Raw genomic sequence first — 26,905 nt, forward strand, 5'->3', positions numbered from 1 at the left:
TCGAACAACACGGGAGATCAAGATGAACCGATCGCAAAGCGACTTGCCGCAACCCTTCCTATCCGCGTTGGCCACGTCCGGCCGCGCCGCCGGGATCGATGAAGCCGACGACGTCTACGGCTGGCTGGTCGGCAGTTGGTCCCTGCAGGTGCTGCATTACCGCGGATTCGACCTGCGCAATGAGGGTTTGACCGGCGAAGTACACGCCGGTTGGGCGCTCGAGGGACGTGCCGTGCAAGACGTATGGATTATGCCTCTACGCGAGGACCGCCGCGCGGGCCGGATGGCGCGCGATCCGCAAAACGACATGTATGGCACGACGCTGCGCAGTTGGGACCCCACATTGCGCGCTTGGCGCATCGACTGGAACAACCCCGCGCGCGGCCACCGCGAATCGCAGATCGGCCGCCGCGTCGGCGCGGAAATCGTGCAGACGGGCGCGCGCAGCAACGGCCAGGCGACGCGCTGGCGCTTCGTGGACATCGAGCCGAGCCGCTTTCATTGGATTGGGGAAGCGCTCGACATCGACGGCAAGACGTGGCGGCTCGAAGGCGAATTCATCGCCACGCGCATGGGCGCCTGACCCGGCGCGGCGCAAAGGGCTCAAGGGGTTCAAGGGGCGAGCGGCACGCGGCGGCAGGCCAAGCGCGACGCGCCTCAGCGCTCGCGCCGCGCGCCTTCATCGAGCGCCTTGCGCAGGGACAGCGCAATCGCCTGCCCCGCCTGCTCGATTTCGCCGAGCGACGGGCAGCTCGGCGCAATTCGCAGATGCCGGTCGCGGGGATCCAGGCGATAGGGAAACGCCGCGCCGGCAGGCGTGAGGACGACGCCGGCCTGGGCCGCAAGTTCCACGGTCCGCTTCGCGTAGCCATCGGGCGTATACAGGCTGACGAAATAGCCGCCGCACGGCTTCGTCCACGACACGCCCGGAACGTCGCCGAGTAGCGCGCGCAACGTTGCGTCGAGCGCATCGAACTTCGGTTGCAAAATCGCGCGATGGCGCTCCATCAGGCGTTCGAGCGTCGCCCGGTCGCGCAGGTAACGGACGTGCCGCAGCTGGTTCAGCTTGTCGGGACCAATCGTGCGCACGCCGTTGTGACGCTGCCACCAGGCGATATTCGCGGGCGAGGCCGCCAGCATCGCGATACCGCCGCCCGCGAACGTGACCTTCGATGTCGACGCGAATACCAATGCCCGGTCCGGGTGGCCGGCGCGCGCGCACGCCGTCAGGATGTCGGGGCTCGCGTAGCGTTCGTCCGTCAGATGATGAAAGCGATAGGCATCGTCCCAGAACAAGCGGAAATCGGGCGCTGCCGTCGGCATACGCGCAAGACGATCCACGCAGCCGCGCGAATAGATCGCGCCCGTCGGATTGCTATAAAGCGGCGTACACCAGATGCCTTTGATCGCGGGGTCGGCCGCAACGAGCGCCTCGACTTTCTCCATATCGGGACCGTCGTCGTTCATCGGCACGGCAATCATGCGAATGCCGAGTGCCTCGCAAATCGCAAAGTGTCGGTCGTACCCGGGCACCGGGCACAAGAACGCGACCTCGTTCGCGCGCCGCCACGCCTCGCCCCCGGGCATGCCGTGCAGCATCCCGAAGGCAAGCGCATCGTGCATGAGTTCGAGACTCGAATTGCCGGCCGCGACGACCTGCTCCGCAGGCACCCCAAGCAGTTGGGCACCGAGTTCGCGCGATTCGGGCAACCCGAGCACGTGCCCATAGTTGCGGCAATCGATGCCGTCGCGCGAGCGATAGCCCACGCTCGGCGCAGCTTCGATCAGATCGAGCGAAAGATCGAGCTGCGCGGCTGCGGGCTTGCCGCGCGTCATGTCGATCGAAAGGTGGAGCGCTTTGAATTCGTCGTAGGTCATCGTCATCGCCATCGTTCTCATTGTCAGGACGTGAATCGGTCGAACCCGGGCAAGTATGCCGAGCCGGGTGCCTTCAGGCAAACGCGTTATATTGATCGTTTGCCTCAGTTTTTCTGATAGGAATCCCAACGATGAAAACACTCGATCTGGATGTGTTGTCGATGGTCGTCGCTGTTGCCGATGCCGGCAGTTTCGTGCGCGCCGCCGCGCTCGTGCATCGCTCGCAGTCTGCCGTCAGCATGCAGATCAAGGCGCTCGAACAATCGCTCGGCAAAGCGATCTTCGAACGGCGTCCACGCAGCGTCGTGCCGACGCAAGAAGGTCTCGTGCTGGCCGACTACGCGCGGCGCATGCTCGCGCTGCGCGACGAGGCCTGGGCTTCGCTCGTTCATCCCGACGTGAAAGGACGCGTCGTGATCGGGGTGCCGGACGATTACGCGTCGTCGCTGCTGCCGCCCGTGCTGCGAAAATTTTCGGCCACTTACCCGAAGGTCGAGATGCAGGTGATCGGGCTGCCGAGTCATGCGCTTGCACCGCTCGTTCATGAGAACAAGGTCGATCTTGCCTGCATGACGCGCGTGAAAGGCCTGCGCGGCGAACGGCTACGATCGGAGCCCACAGTGTGGGCTGGTGCGCCGCGCGGGCCGGCCGTCTGGCGCGAGCGTCCGCTGCCGATCGCCGTGTTCGCGGCGGGCAGCGTCGCGCGGGACAACGCGATTCGCGCGCTCAAACACGCGCGGATCGCTTATCGCACCTCGTACGAAAGCCCGAGTTTGCTGGGGCTGTTCAGCATGGTCGAAGCGGGACTCGCCGTGGCGCCGATCGCGCGCTGCGCCCTGCCGGAGCATTTCGTCGAATTGGGCCGCGCGCACGGTTTGCCTGCGCTGCCGCCGCTCGAAATCGTGCTGGCGCGCAGTCCACGCTCGAACCGGCCCGAATGCGACTTCCTCGCCGAGCAAATCCTTGGCGAACTGAGGATCTGAAGGGCGCAGGCGCACACGGCCCACGCGCACACCCACCCCGCACGGCGTACGTTGCGGGCCTGGCTTCGAAGAAGGATGAAAAAATCAGAACAGCGCGCGCTGCCGCTGCTGCGCCATCGAAACGACGTCGAGTTCGTCCAGGCGCTTGCGCGCCTTGGCAAGGTCATGCACGAGCTGCCGCTGCAGCCACGTTTCGGCGCCGCCGCCGAACGCCTTGTCCAGGCGCAGGGCCATCTCGGGCGAGATGCCGGCCTTGCCGCTGAGCAGGTTCGTCAGCGCCTGACGGCTCACGCCCAGCACAGTCGCGCCTTCCGTTACGCTCAAATTGAAGCGCTCGAGGCAGAGCTGGCGCACGATTGCGCCCGGATGAATGGTGTCGGTATCGGCCATGGGGCCAAACCATATCGGGGAAGCATCGGGCCGTCAACTGACAAGCGCCGATTGTCATTCAATTGACGCTCGACTGTCGCTTTCACGCATCAGATCGACGACCGTTTCGTTGTCATAGCCCGCCCGCGCATCACTTCCGCATCGGCCCGAAGGCGGCCGTGCATAGCTACGCGCCTCGCACTTCCTGGCGGCATCAGATGCGCGAAAGCGCTTCATCGAGCAACGTGTCGAGCAGGCCTTCGACGCGTGCGGCAAGCGCCTCGTCATACGCATACGGCCGCGTCTCCTGCATGTAGGTGATCTGCGACAACTCGAGCTGCACGGCATGGATGCCCTGCTCCGGGCGGCCGTAGTGCCGCGTGATATAGCCGCCCTTGAATCGCCCGTTCGCCACGGCCGTATAGCCGCCATGGCGCGTGACGCACTCCGCCAAAGCGTCGGCCATTCCGGGGGCCGCGCTCGCCCCGTTCGACGTCCCGAAATTGAAATCGGGCAGCCGGCCTTCGAAGAAGCGCGGCACCTGCGAACGGATCGAATGCGCCTCCCATAGCAGCACCGCGCCATGCCGCGCTTTCAGTTCGACGAGCGTGCGCTCCAGGGCATCGTGATAGGGCTGCCAGTACAGGGCGACGCGACGCGCCAACTCGACCGCCGTCGGTTCGCCCCCCGGGTGGTAGAGCGGCGCCTTGTCGAACGTGTCGACCGGCAGCAGCCCCGTCGTGTCCTGCCCCGGATACAGATTGACGTTGTCGGGCGGACGATTGAGATCGACGACGTATCGCGCATGCGACGGCGCGAGCATCCAGGCCCCTTTACGCGCCGCAAACGCGTACAAGCGTTCCAGGTGCCAGTCGCAATCGTCCACATGGCGCGCGACCTCGGTCATTGTCGCCAGGACGTCGGCAGGGATGTGCGTGCCGATGTGCGGCATCGAAATCAGGAGCGGCAGCGTGCCGGGCCGAAGAGAAAACACCGCGGGGTCGAGAGAAGCGTTCATGGGTTCCCAGACGAAAATAGGAATGAGCGTCAGCTTAGCAGCGCGCCGCCAGTTGCGTCAGGCGGGCACGCGCACGGTGTCGCCGCCCGCTAGGCCAACAATGCGGCAACCGCATCGCGATAGGCCGTGTAGGCGCCTGGCTCGTCGACGTGCCGCCGGTCGCGCACGACGCACTGCCCGCCCGTATGGACTTCGACGATCGGCGACGCCCCGTGTTCGCAAAACACGACGCCCGCCAGCCAGCTCTCGGGCTGCCGGCCGCCGATCGCCGGATGTTCGGCGTCCAGCACGAGCCAGTCGGCCCGATGCCCCGGCGCCAGCGCGCCGACGGCCCGGCCGCAGGCCTGCCCGCCGCCTGCCAGCGTCGCATCGAAGAGCCGCTCGGCCACTTGCGGCCGCGCTTCGGACGCAAGGACGTTGCGCTGACGGTGCACGAGCCGCTGGCCATATTCGAGCAGACGCAATTCCGCGCGCCAATCGACGGCGATATGGCTGTCCGAGCCGATGCCGATACGCCCGTTCGCGCCGAGATAGGCCTGCGCGGGAAAGACGCCGTCGCCGAGGTTTGCCTCCGTCGTCGGGCACAGACCTGCGACGGCGCCGCTGGCGGCGAGCGCATTGGTCTCGTTTGCATCGATGTGCGTCGCGTGCACGAGACACCAGCGCGCATCGACGTCGAAACGATCGAGCAGCCATGCGACGGGGCGCGCACCTGTTGCGGCGAGACACTCGTCGACTTCGCCAGTCTGCTCGGCGATATGAAGGTGTATCGGCGCCTGCGGCAGCTCGGCGTCGAGACCGGCGAGCAACGTTCGTAGCGATGCTTCCGATACGGCGCGCAGCGAATGCGGCGCTACGCCGTACCTCAATCCTTCATGTTCCGGGCGAGCGCGGCGCAAGGTCGTCAACAGATCGAGCAACGCCTCGGGCGTATTGAGAAAGCGGCGCTGATCGGCGCGCGGCTCGCGCAGACCGAAGCCGCTGTACTGATAGAGCACGGGCAGCATGGTCATGCCGATGCCGGCTTGCGAAGCCGCATCGACCACGCGCTGCCCGAGTTCGGCGCGGTTCGCGTAGGCGCTGCCATCGCCGCTGTGATGCACGTAATGAAACTCGCAGACCGACGTATAGCCGGCCTTGAGCATCTCGACATAGAGCCAACGCGCGATCGCTTCAAGGCGCTCGGGCGTGACGCGTGCAGCGAAGCGGTACATCAGATCGCGCCAGCTCCAAAAGTTGTCGCTTGCTTGGGCGCGGTATTCGGCCAACCCTGCCATCGCGCGCTGAAACGCGTGCGAATGCAGATTCGGCATGCCCGGCATGATCGGGCCGCGCGCGCAGGCGACATCCGCGGCGGGCGACGCATCGGCAGTCACGGCGGTGAGCAGCCCCGCGGCGTTCCACTCGAGCAGCACATCGCGACGCCACCCCTGCGGCAGATAGGCATGCGCCGCGAACAGCGCGTGGCGGTCGGTCGTCACATCAAGCTCCTTCGAATGAAGTGGGCTGCCCGCCGGCATGGCCCGTCCACTGCCGCTCGCCCGCACGATAGACGGTGGCGCCCGCGCGCACGACCCTCGCCGCGAGCGGGCGCCCGATCCAATATGCGAGTTCTGCCAACGTCGTCACGGACCATGCAACGAAGTCGGCTTGCCGGCCCGGCGCAAGTTCCCCGTGATGTTCGCTGCGCCCCAACGCCCGAGCGGCGTGGCGCGTGACGCCCTGGAGCACTTCCGGCACCGTCAAACGAAACAGCGTGCAGCCGAGATTGAGCATCGCCAGCAGCGACACGGCCGGAGACGTGCCCGGATTGCAGTCGGTGGCGAGCGCAATCGGTACCTCATAGCGGCGCAGCAGTTCGATCGGCGGCAATTGCGTTTCGCGGATGAAGTAGTAGGCCCCCGGCAGCAGCACGGCCACGGTGCCCGCTTCTTTCATCGCCTGCACGCCGGCTTCGTCGAGAAACTCGAGGTGGTCGGCCGACAATGCGCGATAGCGCGCGGACAGCGCGGCCCCACCGGAGAGGCTCAACTGCTCGGCGTGCATCTTCACGGACAAACCGTGTCGTGCCGCCGCCTCGAACACGCGTTCGCTCTGCGCAAGCGTGAAACCGATGCGCTCGCAAAAGACGTCTACCGCATCGACGAGGCCCTCATCGGCCAGCGCCGGCAACATACGATTGCAGACCTCGTCGATATAGGCATCGGCGCGGCCTGCATACTCGGGCGGTAAAGCATGAGCGCCGAGGAACGTCGTATAGACCGACACCGGATAGCGTCGACCGAGCGCGCGCGCCACCCGTAGCATTTTGCGCTCCGTCGCCAACTCGAGCCCATAGCCCGACTTGATCTCGATCGCACCGACACCTTCGGTGAGGAGCGGCTCCAGGCGCGCGGCGGCCGCCTCGAACAGCGCGTTTTCGTCGGCCGCGCGCGTCGCCTTCACCGTCGACACGATGCCGCCGCCACGCCGGGCGATCTCCTCATAGCTCGCGCCTGCGAGCCGCAGCGCGAACTCGTCGGCGCGATGCCCGCCGAACACAAGGTGGGTGTGACAGTCGACGAGACTCGGCGTGACCCAGGCGCCGCCCAGATCTTCGCGCGGCCACGCTGCGAACTCGCGCGGCAGATCGCTGGCGGCGCCGAGCCACATGATCCTGCCGTCGCGCACGGCTAACGCCGCATCGGAGATGACGGTGCCCGGATCGCCGCCCGGGCACAGATTCATGTGCTGCCAAACCAGATCGCTCATGACGGCCTCGAATACACGGATAACGGAATTGCAACGTGAGTCATAGGCGGCGGCATCAGAGGTAGCGTAGCTGGACTACGATCGCAGCGCCGTCGCCCGTCAGCTCGCACGTGCGCGAGCGCGCCGCATCGACGACGAGCGTGTCCATGGCCGCGAGCGCAGCGCGCGGCTGCGACACGTCGCCCCACCGCGGCCCCTCACCGTCGATCCGAACCTCAAGCGAGCCGCGCGCGCAGAAGATCAGCGCCGTGTCGGCGTCCAACACACGCGTGCGCGCCTGCCCTGCCATCCAGATATCGAGCGCAGCTTGCACACGCTCGCGCCGCACCATCAGATTGAAATCACGCGTCGCGCCGTCGACGAGCTGGGCATCGAGCGCCACTGCGCCGTCGAACCGCGCGACGGCCAGCGGTTGCATCAAGACATGCGTGGCCCCGTGGGCTTCGACGAGATGCATCCCGGCACCGGCGAGCAATACGAGCGTGCGGTCGACCCCCGGAAAGCGGGAAAACGGCCCCGAGCGCTCGACCTCGGCCACGCTGACGCGCCAGGCAAACGATTCGAGGCCCGCGCCGGCCGGACCGGCCGCAATCTCGCGCGTCACGCCGCCGCCATTCTTCCATGGCGTGGCCTGCAACGCCGCGCCGCGCACGATTCGCAGCGACGCGCCCGGCGTGGCGCTGGCGCCCGGCTGCGGCGCTGTCTGAGAGTGAGCGTGCATGTGCATCAACGTCCGAGCATCGGCAGGTTCAGGCCGACTTCGCGCGCCGTCTTGCGAGCCAGATCGTAGCCTGCGTCGGCATGGCGCATGATGCCCGTGGCCGGATCGTTGAAGAGCACGCGCTCGATGCGCCGCCCCGCGGCATCCGTGCCGTCGCAGACGATCACGACGCCCGCGTGTTGACTGAAGCCCATGCCCACGCCGCCGCCGTGATGGATCGACACCCAGGTCGCGCCGCCCGCCGTATTGAGCAGCGCATTGAGCAGCGGCCAGTCGGAGACAGCATCGGAGCCGTCCATCATCGATTCGGTCTCGCGATTCGGGCTCGCGACGGAGCCGGTATCGAGGTGATCGCGGCCGATCACGATCGGCGCCTTCAGCTCTCCGCGCTTGACCATCTCGTTGAAGGCGAGCCCGAGGCGATAGCGATCCTTGACGCCGACCCAGCAAATGCGTGCCGGCAACCCTTGAAATGCGATGCGTTCGCGAGCCATGTCGAGCCAGTTGTGCAGATGCGGATCGTCGGGGATCAACTCCTTGACCTTGGCATCGGTCTTGTAGATGTCCTCGGGGTCGCCCGAGAGCGCGACCCAGCGGAACGGCCCTTTGCCTTCGCAAAAGAGCGGCCGGATATAAGCCGGCACGAACCCCGGGAAATCGAACGCGTTGGTCACGCCCATGTCCTGCGCCATCTGCCGGATGTTGTTGCCGTAGTCGAGCGTTGCTGCGCCGCGCGCCTGCAGCGTCAGCATCGCCTGCACCTGCTTCGCCATCGATTGCTTGGCCGGGGTGACGATGCTTTGCGGATCGGTCTTCTGCCGCTCGCGCCATTGCTCGACGCTCCATCCCTGCGGCAGGTAGCCGTTGATCGGATCGTGCGCGCTGGTCTGGTCCGTCACGCAATCGGGCGTGATGCCACGCGCGACACACTGCTCGAACACGTCGGCCGCGTTGCCGACGAGCCCCACCGAAACGGGCTTGCCGCTCGCTTTCGCAGCTTCGATCAGCGCGAGCGCTTCGTCGAGCGTCTTCGCCTTCTTATCGACGTAGCGCGTCTTCAAACGAAAATCGATACGGGTTTCATCGCACTCGACGGCGACCATCGAAAAGCCCGCCATCGTCGCCGCGAGCGGCTGCGCCCCACCCATGCCGCCGAGTCCGCCCGTCAAAACCCAGCGCCCCTTCGCATTGCCGTTGAAATGCTGATTCGCAACGGCGTAGAACGTTTCGTACGTCCCTTGCACGATCCCCTGGCTGCCAATGTAAATCCAGCTACCGGCCGTCATTTGGCCGTACATCATCAGGCCCTTGCGATCGAGTTCGTGGAAGTGCTCCCAGGTGGCCCAATGCGGCACGAGGTTCGAATTGGCGAGCAACACGCGCGGCGCGTCCGCGTGCGTGCGGAACACGCCGACGGGCTTGCCCGATTGAATCAGCAGCGTTTCGTCGTCTTCGAGATTTTTCAGCGAGGCGAGGATCTGATCGAAGCAATCCCAGTTGCGCGCGGCCCGACCGATCCCGCCGTAGACGACCAACGCGTGCGGATGCTCGGCCACCTCGGCGTCGAGGTTGTTCTGGATCATGCGGTATGCCGCTTCGGTCAACCAGCTCTTGCAGGTCTTCTCGGCGCCACGCGGCGCACGGATCGTACGAGTGGGGTCGAGGCGCGGGTCGAAGGGTTTCGGATCGTTCATGGATTCCTCTCTGTCTGCATGCGTTGCGTTCGGGTGCGGCGGTGCGGCTCGGTTTGGCCGCCGCTGCGGCCGTGACTGCGAATGTGCTGCGAATGTGCTGCGACTATGACTGCCGCGGTGACTCAAAAATGCCCCGTGAAGCGATAGCGGCTGCCCGGGTGCCAGAGATCGACGACGGAAGCGACCTGCTCGCGCGACCAGGTGCGGCGATGCAGCACGAGGCACGGCTCGCCTTCCTCCATCTTCAACACGTTGCTCGTGGCCGGGTCCGGTTGAGCCGCCTCGATGCGGTACTCGACGCGCTGCAAGGGCGCCACGCGCATCAGGTACTGATTCGGTGTAATGCGCGAGAAGTCCTGCAGCGCGTACTCTGGCGCAACGGCCGGGTTGACCCAGCGCGCTTCCACTTGCACAGGCTCGTCATTCTCGAAATGCAGCACGCGCGAATGAAACACGGGGCTGCCCGGCTTGAGCTGCATTTCGTCGGCAAGCGTCTCGCTCGCGACCGTCGCCCCGAGTTCGAGCACGAGCGCGTGATGCCGATGTCCGCGCGCCGCGATTTCATCGGAGATGCTGCGAATCGCCACGAGCGTCGATTCGTACTTCGGGCGCGCGACGAACGTGCCCGCGCCTTGCACGCGCGTGAGCACCTGCTCGGACGTCAACTCGCGCAAGGCGCGATTCACGGTCATGCGCGCGACCTTGAATTCACGCGCAAGCTCGTTTTCGGAGGGCACGAGATCGCCCTCGGCCCACTCGCCCGAGTGGATCCGTTCGAGGATGAAGTCCTTGATGCCCTGGTACGCGGGAGCGTTCATCGGCTTGACGCAGTCCATCGGTTAATCTGCCGCGCGCGCTTCGGACGCGAACGAGAACGGGCTCGCCTGCGCGATTTGGCCTTCTTGCACGAGACGCGCGATGGCCGCGATATCGGGCGCGAAGTAGCGATCGAGGTCGTAGTGCGGCACCTGGGCCCGCAGTATGTCCATCACGCCTTCGAGCGCTGCGCTCGTGCGATGCGGCGCGCGCAGATCGACGCCCTGCGCGGCGGCCAGCAACTCGATAGCCAGAATGTTCGCCGTGTTGCCGGCGATATCGGCCAACTTGCGCGCCGCAAATGTCGCCATCGACACGTGATCTTCCTGATTCGCGGAAGTCGGCAGCGAATCGACCGACGCGGGGTGGGCCAGCGTCTTGTTCTCCGACGCAAGCGCGGCCGCCGTCACATGCGCAATCATGAAGCCCGAATTGACGCCGCCGTCTTTGACCAGGAACGGCGGTAATCCCGACAGGGTGGCGTCGATCAAAAGCGCGATACGACGCTCGGCCAGCGCGCCGATTTCGGCGGCGGCCAAGGCCAGATTGTCGGCCGCGAACGCCACGGGCTCGGCGTGGAAATTGCCGCCCGACAGCACTTCGCCCGTATCGGGGAACACGAGCGGGTTGTCGGATACGGCGTTCGCTTCGATGAGCAGCACATCGGCCGCATGACGCATCTGGTCGAGACATGCGCCCATCACTTGCGGCTGACAGCGCAGGCTGTACGGATCCTGCACTTTGCCGCAATCGCGATGCGACAGGTTGATGCGCGAGCCATCGAGCAGCGCCCGGTAGGCGGCGGCGGCTTCGATCTGGCCGCGGTGTCCGCGCAGTTCGTGAATGCGCGCGTCGAACGGCTTTACCGAGCCCGCGGCCGCATCGACCGACAACGCCCCCGCGACGAGCGCTGTGCGGAACAGATCCTCGATTGCGAAAAGGTTGTACAAGGCCAATGCGGTCGACGCCTGCGTGCCGTTGAGCAGCGCCAGCCCTTCTTTCGCTTGCAAGGCAAGCGGGGCGAGGCCCGCGAGTTTCAGGCCTTCGGCCGCGCTCATACGCTCGCCGCGAGCACTCACTTCGCCGATGCCGAGCAGCGCGGCCGACATATGTGCGAGCGGCGACAGATCGCCCGATGCGCCCACCGAACCTTTGACGGGAATGATCGGCAACACATCCGCGTTGAACAGCGCGATCAGTGCGTCCATGACTTCGCCGCGGATGCCCGAATGACCGCGGCCCAGGCTCGACAGCTTGAGCGCGATCAGGAGTCGCACGACGGGCGCCGCCATCGGCTCGCCCACTCCGACCGCATGCGAAAGAACGAGATTGCGCTGCAATAGCTCGAGTTGATCGTGCGGGATGTGGGTGCTGGCCAAGCGGCCGAAGCCCGTGTTGATGCCGTAGGCCGGTTCGCCTTTCGCGGCGATATCGGCAACGGCCTTCGCCCCGGCGTCGATTACGGGCCGGCTGGCGGGATCGAGCGTGAGCGTCACACGCTCGCGCGCAATGCGGCGCAGTTGGGGAAGCGTCAAATGGCCCGGCGTAAGAATCATCATGGAAGGCATCCTGTGTTTGTTTCCGTGTTGCGCGGTGAACCGCGTCGGTCGATTCCGACTTGAAAGCGAGTCTAGTGCAGCCAACTTGTATAGACAACTCGTTTTTACACACTCGGAGTCAGGGATTTCCATTAGACGAACCAGAAGCAGCGTGTCAGCTGAACCGGGCGCGATCGGTCGCTGCGGCGCGGCATGAATCGGATGACGGGGGCGGAAACGGCCGAGGGGCGTGGAGCGCCATGTCCTTACCGAATGGCGCCCGATGTTGTCTATACAAATCGGTCTAACCGACCCACAGGAACAGCGTTGCAGCGAGGTCGTCGCGTAGTTGTCCCCCGGTTGTCGGCAGCCGCCCCCCTTTGCACCTGCGGCGGGGTCCGCGCGCACCAAGACAGCGCATCGTCTGGTTGAAGCGGTGCCTATCCGTCCCTCGGCCGCCTGCGTGGCCGGCGGCCCGCGACGGGTACGGCTTGTGCTTCCACATAGGCAGAACAGGCGCAGCATTCATGCGCTCGGCGAGTTGGCGGCGATCGCACGCAGTACGCTCGACGGTTCAGCACACAGGCGATTCTTTCGACGACCATGAACAAGACGCAAGGGCAACGACAGCAAACGGACCTCATCGAACTCGCACGCGAATCGGGCATGGCGGTGCTGCTTGACGCGACGATCGGCCGCGAGCAATACGTGAGCGTGAGCGGATCGCTCGCAGCGCTCGCGCGCTTCGCGGATGCGGTCCGCAGCGAATCTGAGGCCGACGGAACCGATAACGGGAACAAGCGCTGACGGTGCGCGACTGACCGACTGACGCGCGAGCGCCCCCCCGGGAACGTTCGCGTGCAATTGCCGCCACGCATCGCTATGACGCGCGCGGCGAGCACTCCCCGTTGTTCACGCACCGCCCCTGCAACCTGCCTTCAACCCGCCTTCCGACGCACCGAACCGGCGCGCATGCCACCGCCGCCTACCAAAGGTGTCAGTTACAGATCCGCATAGGAATGCTTAAATCCGGCACGACCGAATGCATTCGGCGCGGCGCACCACGGCGGCCGTCGCCATGAAGGTCCGAGCGCAGTCCGCTCTCGCCCAGGGCTCCGTCTACTCCCCGCAACTTTCGCATGAGGTACAAGCATGGCAACGCCTCTCGTCCGACTCGCATCGCTCGATCTGATTCGCGGTTTCGTCGCGGTCGGTCGCCGCATGAGCGTCACGCTCGCGGCAGAAGATCTATGCCTCACACAATCTGCCGTCAGCCGACAGATCCATTCGCTCGAAGATGCGCTGGGCGTGGCGTTATTTCACCGCGGCTACCGCTCTATCTCTTTCACGCAGGCCGGCGAGCGTTTGTTCCGCACGGCCGATAGCGTCGTGCGCCAACTGCAGGACACCTGCGACACCATCATGCGGCCTGCCGAGCGGCAGCCGGTGACGATCACGGCCGGCATCGGCGCGACCGCGGCCTGGTTGCTGCCGCGCCTCACGCAGTTGCAGCAGCGCTATCCGTCGCTCGACGTGCGCATCGCGGCGAACGACAAGGTGCTCGACCTGCATACCGAGGGCATCGATCTCGCGCTTCGGTACGCGAGCGTCGCTCACGCCCCGACCGGGGCGAAGCGGCTGTTCGACGACTCCATCGTTCCCGTTGCCCATCCGTCGCTCGGCGTGAGCCGGCTCGACGCCGAAGCGCTCGCCAGCCATGCGCTGATCGAATGCGACGAAGCAAGCGGGCCGCCGCTGCGATGGTCCGATCAATTGGCTGCCGCGGGGCTCGGCACAGTCGCGCCGTGCGCCATACTGCACTTCGAGCGATTCGAGCAGGCGCTGCAGGCCGCGCTCGCGGGGCAGGGTATCGCGCTGGGACGCGCCGGGCGCGTCGATCCGCTGATTGCGGAAGGCAAACTGGTCGCGCTCGGCACCGGCAAGGGCCGTCCCGGCGGCTACGCCTACTGGCTCGTGCAAGCCGACGCGGCCCCGCGGCAGGAAGTGCGTGATGTCGCCCAATGGCTGCTCGATCAGGCGCGCACGCAAGGCTCGACCGGCAGGCCTACCCCAACCAGCGGCGGCGCCGGACGAAACGCTACCGCATCCGAATCGGTTGCGGGCCAACCGGCGCCCTCACCGCAGCACAGCGAACCGGACAACCGTGCGCCCATGGCTACTGCCGCGATGGCCGTGGACAAGGCCGCGGCAGGCCAGCGGGTCGCACTTTCGTAAAGCGAGCGACGCGGGGCTCTTATCCCACTATTTGTGGTAGTTGTCGCCGAACGATCCGGCGGGTGAAATCGACGGCGTTCGTACCGGGCGTGCGCTACAGCGCGCCGGGCGAGCGTCCCGGAGGTGACACCCGATGCGCATGCCGTTGCTGCAAATCGAATCGCTCGCCGCCGGCTACGGCAAGAGCGACGTACTCGACGACATTTCGGTCGCACTGTTCCCCGGCAGCCTCGCCTATGTGTTGGGTGCGGGCGGCGCCGGCAAAACCACGCTGCTGATGACGATCGCGGGGCTGGTGCGCCCAAAGCGGGGAGCAATCCGTCTCGACGGCGAAGATATCCGCCGCAAACGCCCAAGCGAGCTGCTGGCGCGCGGCATTGCGTATGTGCCGCGCAACCGCCTGCTCTTCAGTTCGCTATCAGTGCGGGATAACCTGCTCGCCGGCGTCTGGCGCGAGACGGACCGGCCGCGCATCGAAGCCGACGTCGCGCGCCTCACGCAACGCTTTCCCTTTCTCGCAACGTGCGGCGGACAGAGCGCAACGCGCCTCACGAACGGCGAGCGCCAATTGCTCGCGATCGCACGGGCGCTGATGACGCGGCCGCGCCTGTTGCTATTGGACGATCCGTTCGACGCATTGGCGCCGCTCGAAGCCGAGCGCGTTGCGCGCCTGGGCGCCGAACTTGCCGCCGAAGGCGCTGCCGTCGTGATTGCGCAACGAAATGCGACGCCGGCCGCATGGCCCGGCGAACAGGCCTATCTGCTCGACGGCGGGCGCCTCTGCCGTTCCGAGCCGTGCATCGGGCGTTCGTGGCCCGGGCTTGCGGCTTCCCCGTGAACGATTACGCTGTGGGCCGACATTGCGCGGTTCGGGCATCCCGTCAAATGACGGACGGTATGCGCCGCCAATTCGACGATCGCAATTTCCGGAAAATGGCTCCAATCAGTGCGGCCGAATATTCCCTTCTCATTAGCGAGCGAACCGATAAACGCAGATAAACGCGCACATTGTCATGCGCAATCACTGAAGCAAGCCAAGCATCGCCGCACGAACGACGGCTGCCGTCTTGTTCGTCGTTTTCAGCTTCATGACGGCGTTCTTCACATGGAAATTGACCGTATCGACCGAAATCACGAGGATCTTCGAGATCTCGCCGGACGTCTTGCCGTCGGCGGCCCATTTGAGGACTTCGACTTCGCGATCGGTCAGGCCGCGCTCGGGGTCCGACATCAGCGTCGGCATCAGCACACGCTTGAGCGACAGGTGCGCCGTACTGACGAGCCAACGCATCTTGACCTCGTTTTCGTTGAGCTCGTCAGTCGTGAGCGGATCGGCCGAGCGCGCGAGCGTCAACATGCCGCCGACGCCGCAGCTGTCGAAGGCCGACTGCGCCCAGCCGAAACGCAGGCCGTGCGACTGCGCCTCGCGCCACAGCTCGGGCACGCCACTGAACAGCGCATCGCTCCAGATGATCGGCGATTGCGAGCGCCGTGCGTGTTGCACGGTCGGGTCGATCTCGACATAGCGCGCTTCCTGATACCGCTTCTTCCACGCCTCGGGGTAGTTGCTCAACATGCGCGTTTTCGGCTTGGACAACGGCCAGGGCGCGCGCAAACCATACGCGCAGAACTCGAAACCCAGACCTCGCGCCGCCGCCTCGATCTTGCTGAAGATCTCCGTATCGGAGTTCGTGCGATTCACTTCGTACAACAATTCCTCGGCCCAGCTTTTCATTTATGCCCCCTTGTCGTCGCGCAAGCCATGCGATCGACCTGCGCGATACCGAAACGGCCGCGCCACGCGGCCGGAGTATCGACATCCCGTCATGCATCTCCCACGACCGGCACAAGCCGGGCCGCGGCTCTCGGTGAGATGCACGCCAAAGGCTCTTCTTTGGTTCAATGCAGAACTTCAATTGACGATGGCTTGACGCCCGCCATTTCTCCACGTGCGACTCGCTGACGGCTGCACGTCGCGGCCCGCGACAATCACGGGCGATCAGTTGCGTCTGCCACGGGCAAGCGGCGCTTCGTTGTTGATTGCGCCAGCGCCCCGTCTGCCGTATTGCTTAAATCTCTGCAGCGCTTTTGTGTCGTTTAGTCGGCGCCCGCCCGAGCGCAGATTTAAACGAACGTAATCATCGCACATTTTCGGCGTTGAAAATTCGTAGCAAACCTCGGTTAACGTTGAATCGCGCGTTGAATTCGCGCGCGCGAGAAAGTAATACCGGCGGCATTATCAGACTAACAACACGCAACGTCATATTTACGCAGCGAAGGAGCATCGATAATGCACGCTATGCGTTCCGGGTTTCTGGCAACGCGCGTCGACGCTCGCCGTGGTGCGCGACCTCCGGCGCGCTGAAACACACGCGCGACTTCAGGTGTACGGGTTGCTCCGATCGACGCGGAAGGCCGCCGATGCGACCCCGGCGGCAAACGCGCGAGGCGATCCGTGTGTGCGGTCACACAACGCACACTGCACAGGCGTCCGGCGCACGATTACACTAGTACGAGCGTCGTCAGTGCGCTATTGCGCCTGCGACGCGATCGCGCACGGTTTGCGCGACGCGGCCCACGGAGCCTGATCATGAACCGCCCACTCGCCCGCCTGCCCTTGCGCTACATCGCCACGATGTCGCCGGGCGCGCGATGGAAATGGCTCACGTTCGTCGGCATCGCTGCGCTCGTCGGCGTATGTGCGTACTTCGTCTCCCTGGAAATGCAGACTTCGCGGCTGCAAGCCCGCTATTTCGCCAATCTCGGTCGACAGGTATCGTTTTCAGTCGAATCCGGCCCGAGCAACGACATTCGTTTCCCATCACCGGGCGGCCCTTACGACCTGCGTCTCGGCTATTCGCGGCTGCCCGATTTCGAAGCCCGGCTGCGCGCGCGCGGCTACGTCGTCACCAGCCAGGCCCGCGATTCGTCGATGATGAAGTCGCTTGCCGAGCGCGGCTTGTTCATTCCTTACGCAGAAAAGGATCAGGCCGGATTGCGCCTGTTCGATGATGTCGGGGTGCCGCTGTTCAGCGCACGCTATCCGGCGCTTGCCTACGACGACTACGATTCGATTCCGCCGCTGATCGTCGGGGCGCTCGTGTTCATCGAAGACCGCTACCTGCTGGATACCACCCAGCCCGACCGCAATCCGGCTATCGATTGGGGCCGTTTCGGGCGCGCCCTGTCCGATCAAGCGCTACGTTTGGTCAATCGCAATCAGCACACGCCGGGGGGCAGCACGCTCGCCACCCAGACCGAAAAATTCCGGCACTCGCCCGGGGGGCGCACCGCTACGCCGCCCGAGAAACTGCGGCAAATCATCTCCGCGTCGATGCGCGCTTATCTCGGCGGCGAAAACACGATGGCCGTGCGCAAGTCGATCGTCGTTCACTACCTCAATACGGTGCCGCTCGCGGCGCAGCCCGGGATCGGCGAGGTCGAGGGGCTCGGCGACGGGCTCACGGCCTGGTACGGACGCGATTTCGCCGAAGTCAATCGCCTGCTTGCGCAAGCGGGCGCCGAAACGGGCAACGGCCCGGTCGCGCCCGGCGTGCTCGCGGACCAGGCGCTCGCGTTCAAGCAAGCGCTCTCGCTGTTGATCGCGCAGCGCGCGCCGTCGTACTACCTCGTGCGCAACCGGCCGGCGCTGACGACGCTGACCGACAGCTATATCCGCGTGCTCGCCGCCAACGGCGTCATTTCCGCGCCGCTGCGCGACGCCGCGCTGTCGGCCTCGCTCGAGACGCACAAGGCCGCGCCACCGCAGCCCACGATGTCGTACGTCGCGCGCAAAGCGGTCACGCTCGTGCGCTCGCAATTGCAGCGGGCGCTGGGCGTGCAAAGCTTTTACGACCTCGACCGGCTCGACCTGACCGTGCATTCGACGTTGGACGACGCCGTGCAGCGCGCCGTCAGCGAGCGACTGGCCCAGGCCGCCACGATCGAGGGCGCCAAGGCGGCGGGCCTGTATGGCTTCGAGATGCTGCGGCCCGGCGACGATCCGTCGAAGATCTCCTTCAGCTTCGTCCTCTTCGAACACAAGGACGGCGCCGACGTCGTCCGCGTGCAAACCGACAGCGTGAATCAGCCGTTCGACATCAACGGCGGTGCGCGACTCAATCTTGGCTCGACGGCGAAGTTGAGAACACTGGTCACCTATTTGCAAATCGTGACGACGCTGCACGATCGGTATGCAACGCTTAGCAACACTGAGCTCAAGCATGTGAACGTCGATACGCTCGACGGTCTTTCGCGCTGGGCCGTGGATTACCTCGCTCACACACAGGACCGCTCGCTCCCGGCCATGCTCGACGCCGCCGTCGAGCGCAAATATTCAGCCAGTCCCGGCGAAACGTTCTATACGGGCGGCGGCGCGCAGACCTTCACGAATTTCGACAAATCGGACAATGGGCGCATTCTGACTGTGCGCGAAGCATTCCAGCATTCGGTGAATCTGGTGTTCGTGCGGCTGATGCGCGACATCGTCCACTACGAGATGATTCAGTCGGCAGGGCCGTCCGCGCACTGGTTCGACGACCCCGCGCTGCGCCGCCGCTACCTCTTGCAATTCGCCAATCAGGAGAGCCTCGTCTACCTGCACCGGTTTTACGTGAAGTATCAGGGGAAGACGCCTGACGAAGCGCTCGATGCGCTCGTGGCCGACATGCGCAAAAGCCCGCCCAGGCTCGCGACGGCGTTGCGCAGCGTCGCGCCCGATGAACCCTTCTCCCGGTTCGCGCAGCGCATGCGCGCCGCGCTGAAGAATACGCCGAGCGCGTCGCTCGCCGACGAGGACCTCGCCAAGCTGTACGCGAAGTACGCCGTCGACAAATTCAACCTCAACGACCGCGGCTATATCTCGGGCGTGCATCCGATTGCGCTGTGGATGCTCGCTTATCTGCGCATACACCCCGATGCCACCGAGGCCGAACTGCGCACGGCAAGCCGCGACGCGCGCCTCACGTCGTATGCATGGCTGTTCAAGACGCGCCATCATCTGACGCAGGATCGACGCATCCGCCATATGGTCGAGCTGCAGGCCTACGCGGCGATCAGCAAGTCGTGGCGCGCGCTCGGCTATCCGTTCGAGAACGTCACGCCGTCGTACGCAGCGGCGATCGGGGCATCCGGCGACCGGCCCGACGCGCTCGCACAACTGATCGGCATCATCGCGGGCGACGGCAGGATGCGCCGCCCGCACAGCGTCGATACGCTCGCCTTCGCCGCGGGCACCCCCTTCGAGACGCAGTTCGCGCGAGCGCCGAGCGCCGGCGATCAGGTCGTTTCGCCGGAGATCGCCGCCGTTGCGCGGCGGCTGCTGCGCAGCGTCGTTCTCGGCGGCACGGGCGCGCGCTTATCGACAGGGCTGCCGCTCGGCAATGGTCGCACGCTCGATGTCTACGGCAAGACCGGCACCGGAGACCAGCGCTTCGATGTCTATGCGCGCGGCGGGCGGCTCATCGAGTCGCGCAAGGTCAATCGCACGGCAACGTTCGTGTTCGTCATCGGCGACCGCTTCTACGGCACGCTGACCGCCTACGCTCACGAGCCCTACGCCGCTCGCTACGATTACACGAGCGCAATGGCCGTGCAGTTGCTCAAAACGCTCGGTCCTTCGCTCGCCCCGCTGCTCGCGGCAAACGATGCCCGCCCAGGCACCGCGCCTACGGCGGTTCGTGCCTCCACCGACATCTCTCGTTCCTCGGAATCCGCCCCGGCCTTTTGAAGCCAGCGATGGTGAAGCCAGCGATGCGCCGGCGGCTCGCTCTGTCCCCGACGTAGCCGGGGGCAGGCACGCCCGTTGCGAATCCTACGACGTCGCACGTGCGGCATACCGAAAAGGAGAGCTCACATGAACAAGGACCAGGTGAAGGGCGTAGCAGAGAAAGCAAAGGGCAAGGTCAATCAGGCAGTCGGCAACGTCACGAACGACCCGGCCCGCGAAGCCAAGGGCGACCTGCAGGAAGCCGCGGGGAACGTCCGCAAGGGATACGGCGATGCCAAGGAGGACTTGAAGGACGAGCTCGACCGCGATAGTGATGCAAAGAAGCATTGACCTGTAGGACGCTTCCTGAATCGACAGCCGGGCCGGAGAGCCGGTAACGGCCGCCCCGTTGGGCCACCGGTGGAGATGGGGCGGCACGCAAGGTCGGCCGAAGAGGCGAGGCGCACTTAAACACGCGCCGACAGGCGGGGCGGTTTCCTACGGGGTCCGCCCCGCTTTTGCTGCCTGTTCCAAAACGAAATCGATGAACGCGGCCGCGGCACGCGTCTGATGACGATCGGGCATGTAAAGCAGGTACATTCGCGTTCCAAATATGCTGAGCCGCCATTCGTCGAGCGTCGTGACGACCTCCCCGCGGCGAATATCGTCCTGCACGACGTAGTCGGGGACAATGCCGACACCGAGCCCCGCTCGCACCGCCTGCCGTAGAAACAAAAAATTCTCCGAAATCAACGTGGGCTCGAGCAACACCTCATGACGGTCATCGTCGAGGTAGGCCGAGACGCGCAACTGCCGTCCGACCACCGTCGCCGTGATAAGCGGCGTCGTGCGCAACGCATCGAGCTGCGTAGGCAGTCCATGTTCGGTCGCATACGCTCGCGACGCGCACGCGACGTAACGCACCGGGCCCATATCCCGGGCAACCAGATTTTGCGGCGGCTCCGACATCACGCGCACGGCGATATCGACTTCGTCGCGCAGCAAGTCTTCGACGCGGTTTTCGAACATGACGTCCAGCACGATGCCAGGGTGCAGACGTTTGAACTCGAGCAGCCACTCGGCCATGACCAACTGCCCGTAGCCGCTCGGCACGGAAAGCCGCACGCGGCCCTGCAGCGTGCGGCCGAGCGTCTCGACCGTCTCCTGGGCGGCTTCCAGCGCACGCCTGATCGCGCGGCCATGCTCGACCAGCAGCAGCCCCGCTTCGGTCGGCTCGACGCGGCGCGTCGTACGTCGCACGAGTTGCAGGCCCAGCGTGCGTTCGAACTGGTTCAGGTGATAGCTCACGTTGGCGCGCGTCATCTTGAGCCGGCGCGCCGCCTCGCTGAGGTTGCCCGCTTCGAGGATTTCGACGAGCAGCGAAAGGGAGTTCAAATCCACGGTAGGGGGGTGCCGTACCAGCGCAGGCACTGTCAAATCTGATTTGACAGTCTGTCAACCGGCGCAGAGATTGTCAATTGTAGCTATCCCCCCCACAATCGCAGGACTCCCATCCTCGATCGGTACCCGCCATGACCGCCTCGACCGCTTCCCCTGCCTCACCCGCCTCCCCCGTCGTCTCCCGCACGCTGCACGGCAACGTGCTCGTCGTCGGCATCGATCACCCGCCCGTCAATGCGCTGAGCGTGGACGTGCGGCGCGGTCTCGTCGAAGCGATCGAGGCGGCGCAGGCCGATCCGGCGGTCACCGCCGTGCTGATCGTCGGGGCGGGACGCAACTTCATTGCGGGCGCCGACATCCGCGAATTCGGCAAGCCGCCGCTTGCGCCGCTGCTGCCGACGGTGTGCAACCGCATCGAGGCATGCCCGAAGCTCGTCGTGGCCGCGATCCACGGGGCTGCACTCGGCGGCGGTCTTGAAATCGCGCTTGCGGCCCACTATCGGCTCGCCGTGCGCGGCGCCAAACTCGGTTTGCCCGAGGTTCAGCTTGGCCTGTTGCCCGGCGCCGGCGGTACGCAACGCACGCCGCGCCTGATCGGCGCCGCGGCCGCACTCGATCTGATGCTCTCGGGACGTCATGCGCGAGCCGAAGAGGCGCTGCAGCTCGGCCTCATCGATCGTCTCGGCGCCACCGACGACGTGCTCGGCGAAGGGCTCGCCTATGTGCGCGAACTGCTTGCCGCTCACGCCGCAGTCCGGCCGACGCGCGCAGCCAGCGCGTTGTCGGACGCCGGCGTCGACGCGATGCGCGCCGCCGTGGAGGCGGCCCGGAAGGAAACGGCCACGCGTGCGCGCGGCCTGTTTTCGCCGATGAAGATCATCGATGCGGTCGAAGCCGCCTTTACGCTTCCCTTCGACGAAGGCCTCGCGCTCGAACGCAGGCTTTTCGTCGAATGCCTCGAAAGCCCGCAGCGCGCCGGGCTCGTCCACGCTTTTTTCGCGGAACGCGAAGTCGCGAAAGCGCCCGAAACCAAGGCCGCGACCCCGCGCGCGGTCGCCACGATCGGCGTTGTGGGCGGCGGCACGATGGGTGCCGGCATCGCCGTGGCCGTGCTCGACGCAGGGCTGCCCGTCACGATGATCGAGCGCGACGACGAGGCGCTCGCGCGCGGCCGCGCTCATGTCGAGCGCGTCTACGACGGTCTCGTCGCCAAAGGCCGCATCAAGACCGATGCAAAGGCCGCGGCCCTCGCCCGCTTCACAGGCAGCACGTCGTATGAGGCGCTCGCCCAGGCAGACCTCGTCATCGAGGCCGTATTCGAGGATATGGCAGTCAAGAAGGCTGTCTTCTCCGAACTCGATCGCGTCTGCAAGCGCGGCGCCGTGCTCGCGACGAACACCTCCTATCTCGACATCGACGAAATCGCGGGGGCCACATCGCGCCCCGCGGACGTGATCGGTCTGCATTTTTTTTCGCCGGCCAACATCATGAAGCTGCTCGAAATCGTCGTGCCGGCCCGCGTCAGCGCGGATGTCGTCGCGACCGCGTTCGAGCTGGCGAGGCAATTGCGCAAGGTGCCCGTGCGCGCGGGCGCGTGCGACGGCTTCATCGGCAATCGGTTGCTCGCCGTCTATCGCACGGCGGCCGACTATCTGATGGAAGACGGCGCCTCGCCTTATCAAATCGATCGCGCCATGCGCGAGTTCGGTTACCCGATGGGTCCCTATCAGGTCGTCGATCTGGCCGGCGGCGATATCGGCTGGGCGGCGCGCAAGCGACGCGCGCCGACGCGCGATCCGCGCATGCGCTACGTCGAAATCGCCGACCGGCTCTGCGAGCGCGGCTGGTTCGGTCAGAAGACAGGCCGCGGCTTCTATCGCTACGAGCCAGGCGCACGCACGGGCGCCCCCGATCTCGAAGTGGAGGCCATCGTCGAGGCCGAGCGCTTGCGTGTCGGCATTTCGGCGCGTAGTTTCACCGATGACGAAATCGTGCGACGGCTGATGTGCGCCATCATCAACGAAGCGGCGAACGTCGTGCGCGAAGGCATCGCGCTGCGTCCGCTCGATGTCGATATCACGCTGATCTACGGCTACGGCTTCCCGCGCTATCGCGGCGGCCCGATGAAATACGCGGACATGCTCGGGCTGCCCACTGTGCTGGCCGAGCTCGAGCGCTTGTCGCAAGAAGACGCATTCTTCTGGCGGCCGTCGCCGCTGATCGTCAAACTTGTCGAGCGCGGCGCCGATTTTTCGAGCTTGAACGGCACGGCGTCGTAACGCGCCGCACGTTGCGCGGCCTGCGCGGGGACATTGCAGAGAAGCGGGCCGCCGCGCGCGCCGGCGTGTGACCTGCCCATACGCGCTCATCCTGAAGGACGAACCGATGGATCTGAATTTCACGGCAGAAGAAGAGGCGTTTCGCACCGAGGTTCGATGCTTCCTCGACGAACACCTGCCGCCGCGCACGGCCCACAAGGTACGACATGGGCTGCGGCTCACGCGCGAGGACATGGCGCAATGGCATGCCATCCTCAACGCCCGGGGCTGGCTCGCGATCCATTGGCCGCGCGAATACGGCGGGACGGGTTGGAGCGCCGTCGAGCGTTTCATCTTCGACAACGAGTGCGCGCTCGCGGGTGCCCCGCGGATCGTGCCGTTCGGCGTGAATATGCTCGGCCCCGTGTTGATCAAATACGGCAACGAAGCGCAGAAGCGCCATTGGTTGCCGCGAATTCTCGACGGCGCCGACTGGTGGTGCCAGGGCTACTCGGAACCGGGCGCCGGTTCCGATCTCGCATCGCTGTCCACGCGCGCCGTGCGCGGCGTCGACGCGCACGGCGATCATTACGTCGTCAACGGACAGAAGACGTGGACGACGCTCGGCCACTACGCCAACATGATGTTTTGCCTCGTGCGCACTGCCACCGATGTGCGCAAGCAGGAAGGCATCAGCTTCCTGCTGATCGACATGAATACGCCCGGCATCGAAGTGCGTCCCATCGTGACGCTCGACGGCGAGCATGAAGTCAACGAAGTGTTTTTCACCGACGTGCGCGTACCCGCCGAAAACCTCGTCGGCGAGGAAAACCGCGGCTGGACCTACGCGAAGTATTTGCTGACCTACGAGCGCACGAACATCGCCGGCGTCGGATTTTCGGTGGCTGCGCTCGAGCGCCTCCAGCGCGCGGCGGAACAGATTTCGCACCGGGGGCGGCCGTTGGCCGACGATCCCTTGTTCGCCGCGCGCATCGCACGCGTCGCCATCGATCTGGAAAACATGAAGACGACGAACCTTCGCATGATCGCGGCCGCCGCGAGCAGCGGCGCACCGGGTGCGCAAAGCTCGATGTTGAAGGTGCGGGGCACGCAGATTCGCCAGGAGATCGCCGCGTTGATGCGACGCGCACTGGGCCCGTACGCTCATCCGTTCGTCGACGAAGCGTTCGACGAGGGCTATGAAGGCAACCCGCTCGGCCCATTCGACGCGCCGGACGCGGCAAAGAGCGACTTCAACAACTACAAGCTGTCGATCTTCGGCGGCTCCAACGAGATTCAAAAGAACATCATCGCGAAAGCGATTCTTGAGCTCTGAGAGGGTCTCGACGATGAACTTCGAGTTGACCGAAGAGCAGCGTATGCTCGCTGACACGCTCGCACGCTTTGTCGCCGCGCAGTACGGTTTCCCCACGCGTGAGCGGATAGCGCGCTCGCCCGAAGGCTTCGACCGAGGCATGTGGCGACGCTTCGGCGAACTCGGTGCGATCGGCGCGTTGTTCGCGCCGGAGCACGGCGGTTTCGGCGGCGCAGGAGACGATATCGCAGTCGTCTTCGAACAACTCGGCCGCGCGCTCGTGGTCGAGCCATTCCTCGGCGCGCTCATGGCCGGAAGCGCGATCGCGCGTGTGGGTAACGCGCAGCAGCGTGCCTGGCTCGCGCGGCTGATCGACGGCGAGGCGGTCCTTGCGTTCGCGCACGGGGAGCCTGACTCGCGTTACGAACCCGCGCGTGTAGCGACAGAGGCCGAACGCGCGAACGGCGGCTGGCGCTTGAACGGCGCCAAGGCCGTCGTCCTCTGCGGCGAAGCGGCCGACGGCTTCGTGGTGTCGGCCCGCACGAGCGCCGCTGTCGATGCCGAGCAAGGGATTTCGCTGTTTTGGGTGCCGCGCGATGTACCGGGCATGACGCTGCGCGGCTACGCGCTGATCGACGGCGGCCGGGGGGCCGAACTCGCGCTTCGCGACGTGGCGCTGCCTGCCGATGCGCTCCTTGGCGAAGCGGACGACGGCTTTGCGACGCTCGAAGCTGCACTCGGCTGCGGTCTGCTTGCATTGTCGGCGCAAGCGCTCGGTGCAATGGAACAGGCGTTCGGCGCGACGCTCGACTATCTGCGCACGCGTCGCCAGTTCGGCGTGCCGATCGGGAGCTTCCAGGCCTTGCAGCACCGCATGGCCGATCTGGCGATCGACATCGAGCAGGCGCGCTCGGCCGTCATCAACGCTGCCGCGGCGCTCGCCGGGCCACGGCGCGCGCGCGAACGCGCGCTCTCGGCGGCCAAGTACACGGTCGGGCAAGTGGGCTCGAAGCTCGCTCGCGAAGCCGTACAACTGCATGGCGGCATTGGCATGACCTGGGAGTTGCCGCTCGCGCACTATGCGAAGCGCCTCGTGATGATCGACCACCAACTGGGCGATGAAGACCATCATTTGGCGAGGTACATCGGGTTCGGGTTCGAAGGAGATGCCGTGCAACGTCGTTGACGAGATGACTTGGGATAAAGAGCGACCAGGTTCGACGAACGACCCAGGCGCTCTCGTTGCACCTTTTAGCCTTGCACTTTCAAATCGCCCCGCCCGCCCGCGTTTGAGTTGGCGTTTGCGCCTGCGCCTGCGCCTGCTTCCCTTGATAGGCACGCAACGCCTCGGCCGTCGCTGTATCGGCGGGAAAGAAGGCTTCGATGGCCAGCTCCGACAGCGTCACGTCCACGGGTGAGCCGAACACCGTCGTCGTACTGAAGAACGACAACACGCCGATGTCCGTGCGCAGACTGAACGGCACGACGACGTCCGCGAGCGGCGCCGGCTCGCGCTCGGGTTCGGCATCTGCGCCGGCCGGCGCCGGATAGCCGGCAAGCTCCTCGACGAGCGCGGCAAGTGTAGCGTCTCCGCTCGCTTGCGCTTGCCGCTCGACGCGCTGCAGCGCATGCGCGCGCCAACCTGACCAATCGACGATATGAGAGGCAAGGCCATCCGGGTGCAGCGACAGCCGCATCACGTTGACGGGCGGCTCGAGCAGTCGCGGGTCGGCCCGCGACACGAGCGGCGCGAGCGCGCCGTTGGCGGCGACCATCGTCCAATGCCGGTCGATTGCGAGCGCGGGATACGGCTCGTGTCCACGCAGCACGAGCTGAACCGCTTCGCGCGCCGCATCGAGCTGGGGATCGGTCAATGCGCGCTCGGCATACATCGGCGCATAGCCCGCGGCGACAAACAACGCATTGCGCGCACGCAACGGCACGTCGAGCTGTTCGGCCAGATGCATGAGCATCTCACGGCTCGGGTGCGCACGGCCCGATTCGACGAAGCTCAAATGACGCGTCGAAATCTGGGCTTCGGTAGCGAGCACGAGCTGACTCATGCGGCGCCGTTGACGCCACTCGCGCAGCAAATCGCCGACGGGACGTTTGGCCCGCGGCACGACGGGGCGCGACGAGGCGCGCGAAGCAGTGGGGATCGGGTTCATGACGTGGATCATAGCGAAACGGTGCACGGATTCCATTACCTATGAGGTAATCG

The 26,905-nt window shown here is 65.6% G+C and carries 22 protein-coding genes; 10 read left to right on the top strand and 12 right to left on the bottom strand.

Annotated features, from left to right (window positions below):
- The first annotated feature begins 22 nt into the window (after window positions 1-22).
- Complete coding sequence (locus C0Z19_RS12495) at window positions 23-583, top strand: hypothetical protein (protein WP_102610151.1); 561 nt, start codon at window positions 23-25, stop codon at window positions 581-583.
- A 74-nt stretch (window positions 584-657) separates the two neighbouring features.
- Here C0Z19_RS12495 and C0Z19_RS12500 read toward each other — a convergent pair whose 3' ends face one another.
- Window positions 658-1,890 (bottom strand): aspartate aminotransferase type Ic, encoded by a 1,233-nt coding sequence (locus tag C0Z19_RS12500; protein ID WP_102610152.1) that lies wholly within the window; start codon window positions 1,888-1,890, stop codon window positions 658-660.
- A gap of 119 nt (window positions 1,891-2,009) precedes the next feature.
- Here C0Z19_RS12500 and C0Z19_RS12505 point away from each other — a divergent pair, with 119 nt between their 5' ends.
- Window positions 2,010-2,861 (top strand): LysR substrate-binding domain-containing protein, encoded by an 852-nt coding sequence (locus tag C0Z19_RS12505; RefSeq protein ID WP_102610153.1) that lies wholly within the window; start codon window positions 2,010-2,012, stop codon window positions 2,859-2,861.
- An 84-nt stretch (window positions 2,862-2,945) separates the two neighbouring features.
- Here C0Z19_RS12505 and C0Z19_RS12510 read toward each other — a convergent pair whose 3' ends face one another.
- The 8 genes from C0Z19_RS12510 to hutH all read right to left on the bottom strand — a co-directional run bounded on the left by C0Z19_RS12510 (window position 2,946) and on the right by hutH (window position 11,789).
- Window positions 2,946-3,251, bottom strand: a complete 306-nt coding sequence (locus C0Z19_RS12510) for a HigA family addiction module antitoxin (RefSeq protein ID WP_102610154.1) — start codon at window positions 3,249-3,251, stop codon at window positions 2,946-2,948.
- 193 nt (window positions 3,252-3,444) lie between these two features.
- Window positions 3,445-4,248 carry an N-formylglutamate deformylase gene (hutG, locus tag C0Z19_RS12515; protein WP_102610155.1) on the bottom strand — a complete coding sequence of 268 codons (804 nt, stop codon included), beginning with the start codon at window positions 4,246-4,248 and terminating at the stop codon, window positions 3,445-3,447.
- Window positions 4,249-4,337: 89 nt separating this feature from the next.
- Window positions 4,338-5,729, bottom strand: a complete 1,392-nt coding sequence (locus C0Z19_RS12520; protein ID WP_233196119.1) for a formimidoylglutamate deiminase — start codon at window positions 5,727-5,729, stop codon at window positions 4,338-4,340.
- Window position 5,730: 1 nt separating this feature from the next.
- The gene (gene hutI / locus C0Z19_RS12525; protein WP_102610157.1) at window positions 5,731-6,999 is read right to left on the bottom strand and encodes an imidazolonepropionase; all 1,269 of its coding nucleotides are present in this window, start codon (window positions 6,997-6,999) and stop codon (window positions 5,731-5,733) included.
- A 55-nt stretch (window positions 7,000-7,054) separates the two neighbouring features.
- Complete coding sequence (locus tag C0Z19_RS12530; RefSeq protein WP_102610293.1) at window positions 7,055-7,720, bottom strand: HutD/Ves family protein; 666 nt, start codon at window positions 7,718-7,720, stop codon at window positions 7,055-7,057.
- A gap of 5 nt (window positions 7,721-7,725) precedes the next feature.
- Entirely contained in the window at window positions 7,726-9,414 is a 1,689-nt protein-coding gene (gene hutU / locus C0Z19_RS12535) for a urocanate hydratase (protein WP_102610158.1), read from the bottom strand.
- Between the two features lie 122 nt (window positions 9,415-9,536).
- The gene (gene hutC, locus C0Z19_RS12540; protein ID WP_102610294.1) at window positions 9,537-10,232 is read right to left on the bottom strand and encodes a histidine utilization transcriptional repressor HutC; all 696 of its coding nucleotides are present in this window, start codon (window positions 10,230-10,232) and stop codon (window positions 9,537-9,539) included.
- Window positions 10,233-10,253: 21 nt separating this feature from the next.
- Window positions 10,254-11,789 (bottom strand): histidine ammonia-lyase, encoded by a 1,536-nt coding sequence (gene hutH / locus C0Z19_RS12545; RefSeq protein ID WP_175083956.1) that lies wholly within the window; start codon window positions 11,787-11,789, stop codon window positions 10,254-10,256.
- Between the two features lie 582 nt (window positions 11,790-12,371).
- Between hutH and C0Z19_RS12550 the strand changes: the two genes are divergently transcribed.
- From C0Z19_RS12550 to C0Z19_RS12560, 3 genes are all read left to right on the top strand, one after another.
- A complete protein-coding gene (locus C0Z19_RS12550) occupies window positions 12,372-12,575 on the top strand; it encodes a hypothetical protein (RefSeq protein ID WP_102610160.1) in 204 nt (67 codons plus the stop codon).
- A 345-nt stretch (window positions 12,576-12,920) separates the two neighbouring features.
- Window positions 12,921-14,003: a LysR substrate-binding domain-containing protein gene (locus C0Z19_RS12555; protein WP_102610161.1), complete on the top strand. Its 1,083-nt coding sequence runs from the start codon at window positions 12,921-12,923 to the stop codon at window positions 14,001-14,003.
- A gap of 133 nt (window positions 14,004-14,136) precedes the next feature.
- Window positions 14,137-14,841 (top strand): ABC transporter ATP-binding protein, encoded by a 705-nt coding sequence (locus C0Z19_RS12560; RefSeq protein ID WP_102610162.1) that lies wholly within the window; start codon window positions 14,137-14,139, stop codon window positions 14,839-14,841.
- Between the two features lie 183 nt (window positions 14,842-15,024).
- On the opposite strand, the gene C0Z19_RS12565 is transcribed toward C0Z19_RS12560, so the two are convergent.
- The gene (locus C0Z19_RS12565) at window positions 15,025-15,738 is read right to left on the bottom strand and encodes an autoinducer binding domain-containing protein (RefSeq protein ID WP_102610163.1); all 714 of its coding nucleotides are present in this window, start codon (window positions 15,736-15,738) and stop codon (window positions 15,025-15,027) included.
- An 855-nt stretch (window positions 15,739-16,593) separates the two neighbouring features.
- Between C0Z19_RS12565 and C0Z19_RS12570 the strand changes: the two genes are divergently transcribed.
- Both C0Z19_RS12570 and C0Z19_RS12575 read left to right on the top strand, forming a co-directional pair.
- Window positions 16,594-19,731, top strand: coding sequence for a transglycosylase domain-containing protein (locus C0Z19_RS12570; protein WP_102610164.1), 3,138 nt, complete (start codon window positions 16,594-16,596; stop codon window positions 19,729-19,731).
- Between the two features lie 126 nt (window positions 19,732-19,857).
- On the top strand, window positions 19,858-20,061 hold the full coding sequence (locus C0Z19_RS12575) for a CsbD family protein (RefSeq protein WP_102610165.1): 204 nt from the start codon (window positions 19,858-19,860) through the stop codon (window positions 20,059-20,061).
- Window positions 20,062-20,208: 147 nt separating this feature from the next.
- Here C0Z19_RS12575 and C0Z19_RS12580 read toward each other — a convergent pair whose 3' ends face one another.
- On the bottom strand, window positions 20,209-21,111 hold the full coding sequence (locus C0Z19_RS12580) for a LysR family transcriptional regulator (RefSeq protein WP_102610166.1): 903 nt from the start codon (window positions 21,109-21,111) through the stop codon (window positions 20,209-20,211).
- A 131-nt stretch (window positions 21,112-21,242) separates the two neighbouring features.
- Here C0Z19_RS12580 and C0Z19_RS12585 point away from each other — a divergent pair, with 131 nt between their 5' ends.
- The 3 genes from C0Z19_RS12585 (at window position 21,243) to C0Z19_RS12595 (ending at window position 25,870) form a co-directional block, all read left to right on the top strand.
- The gene (locus tag C0Z19_RS12585) at window positions 21,243-23,390 is read left to right on the top strand and encodes a 3-hydroxyacyl-CoA dehydrogenase NAD-binding domain-containing protein (protein ID WP_102610167.1); all 2,148 of its coding nucleotides are present in this window, start codon (window positions 21,243-21,245) and stop codon (window positions 23,388-23,390) included.
- Window positions 23,391-23,496: 106 nt separating this feature from the next.
- Complete coding sequence (locus C0Z19_RS12590; RefSeq protein WP_102610295.1) at window positions 23,497-24,705, top strand: acyl-CoA dehydrogenase family protein; 1,209 nt, start codon at window positions 23,497-23,499, stop codon at window positions 24,703-24,705.
- A 13-nt stretch (window positions 24,706-24,718) separates the two neighbouring features.
- Entirely contained in the window at window positions 24,719-25,870 is a 1,152-nt protein-coding gene (locus C0Z19_RS12595; protein ID WP_102610168.1) for an acyl-CoA dehydrogenase family protein, read from the top strand.
- A 79-nt stretch (window positions 25,871-25,949) separates the two neighbouring features.
- On the opposite strand, the gene C0Z19_RS12600 is transcribed toward C0Z19_RS12595, so the two are convergent.
- Complete coding sequence (locus C0Z19_RS12600) at window positions 25,950-26,852, bottom strand: helix-turn-helix domain-containing protein (protein WP_233196120.1); 903 nt, start codon at window positions 26,850-26,852, stop codon at window positions 25,950-25,952.
- Between the last annotated feature and the right edge of the window lie 53 nt (window positions 26,853-26,905).

Origin of the sequence: Trinickia soli, assembly GCF_002879855.1 — a bacterium.
In the GTDB taxonomy this organism is placed as follows: Bacteria; Pseudomonadota; Gammaproteobacteria; order Burkholderiales; family Burkholderiaceae; genus Trinickia; species Trinickia soli.

Coding starts and splice junctions, on each gene's coding strand:
- hutU (WP_102610158.1), bottom strand. CDS start 9,414: ATGAACGATCCGAAACCCTTCGACCCGCGCCTCGACCCCACTCGTACG.
- C0Z19_RS12585 (WP_102610167.1), top strand. CDS start 21,243: ATGACCGCCTCGACCGCTTCCCCTGCCTCACCCGCCTCCCCCGTCGTC.
- C0Z19_RS12550 (WP_102610160.1), top strand. CDS start 12,372: ATGAACAAGACGCAAGGGCAACGACAGCAAACGGACCTCATCGAACTC.
- C0Z19_RS12570 (WP_102610164.1), top strand. CDS start 16,594: ATGAACCGCCCACTCGCCCGCCTGCCCTTGCGCTACATCGCCACGATG.
- C0Z19_RS12595 (WP_102610168.1), top strand. CDS start 24,719: ATGAACTTCGAGTTGACCGAAGAGCAGCGTATGCTCGCTGACACGCTC.
- hutI (WP_102610157.1), bottom strand. CDS start 6,999: ATGAGCGATCTGGTTTGGCAGCACATGAATCTGTGCCCGGGCGGCGAT.
- C0Z19_RS12495 (WP_102610151.1), top strand. CDS start 23: ATGAACCGATCGCAAAGCGACTTGCCGCAACCCTTCCTATCCGCGTTG.
- C0Z19_RS12590 (WP_102610295.1), top strand. CDS start 23,497: ATGGATCTGAATTTCACGGCAGAAGAAGAGGCGTTTCGCACCGAGGTT.
- hutH (WP_175083956.1), bottom strand. CDS start 11,789: ATGATGATTCTTACGCCGGGCCATTTGACGCTTCCCCAACTGCGCCGC.
- C0Z19_RS12505 (WP_102610153.1), top strand. CDS start 2,010: ATGAAAACACTCGATCTGGATGTGTTGTCGATGGTCGTCGCTGTTGCC.
- hutC (WP_102610294.1), bottom strand. CDS start 10,232: ATGAACGCTCCCGCGTACCAGGGCATCAAGGACTTCATCCTCGAACGG.
- C0Z19_RS12555 (WP_102610161.1), top strand. CDS start 12,921: ATGGCAACGCCTCTCGTCCGACTCGCATCGCTCGATCTGATTCGCGGT.
- C0Z19_RS12600 (WP_233196120.1), bottom strand. CDS start 26,852: ATGAACCCGATCCCCACTGCTTCGCGCGCCTCGTCGCGCCCCGTCGTG.
- C0Z19_RS12560 (WP_102610162.1), top strand. CDS start 14,137: ATGCGCATGCCGTTGCTGCAAATCGAATCGCTCGCCGCCGGCTACGGC.
- hutG (WP_102610155.1), bottom strand. CDS start 4,248: ATGAACGCTTCTCTCGACCCCGCGGTGTTTTCTCTTCGGCCCGGCACG.
- C0Z19_RS12500 (WP_102610152.1), bottom strand. CDS start 1,890: ATGGCGATGACGATGACCTACGACGAATTCAAAGCGCTCCACCTTTCG.
- C0Z19_RS12530 (WP_102610293.1), bottom strand. CDS start 7,720: ATGCACGCTCACTCTCAGACAGCGCCGCAGCCGGGCGCCAGCGCCACG.
- C0Z19_RS12575 (WP_102610165.1), top strand. CDS start 19,858: ATGAACAAGGACCAGGTGAAGGGCGTAGCAGAGAAAGCAAAGGGCAAG.
- C0Z19_RS12565 (WP_102610163.1), bottom strand. CDS start 15,738: ATGAAAAGCTGGGCCGAGGAATTGTTGTACGAAGTGAATCGCACGAAC.
- C0Z19_RS12510 (WP_102610154.1), bottom strand. CDS start 3,251: ATGGCCGATACCGACACCATTCATCCGGGCGCAATCGTGCGCCAGCTC.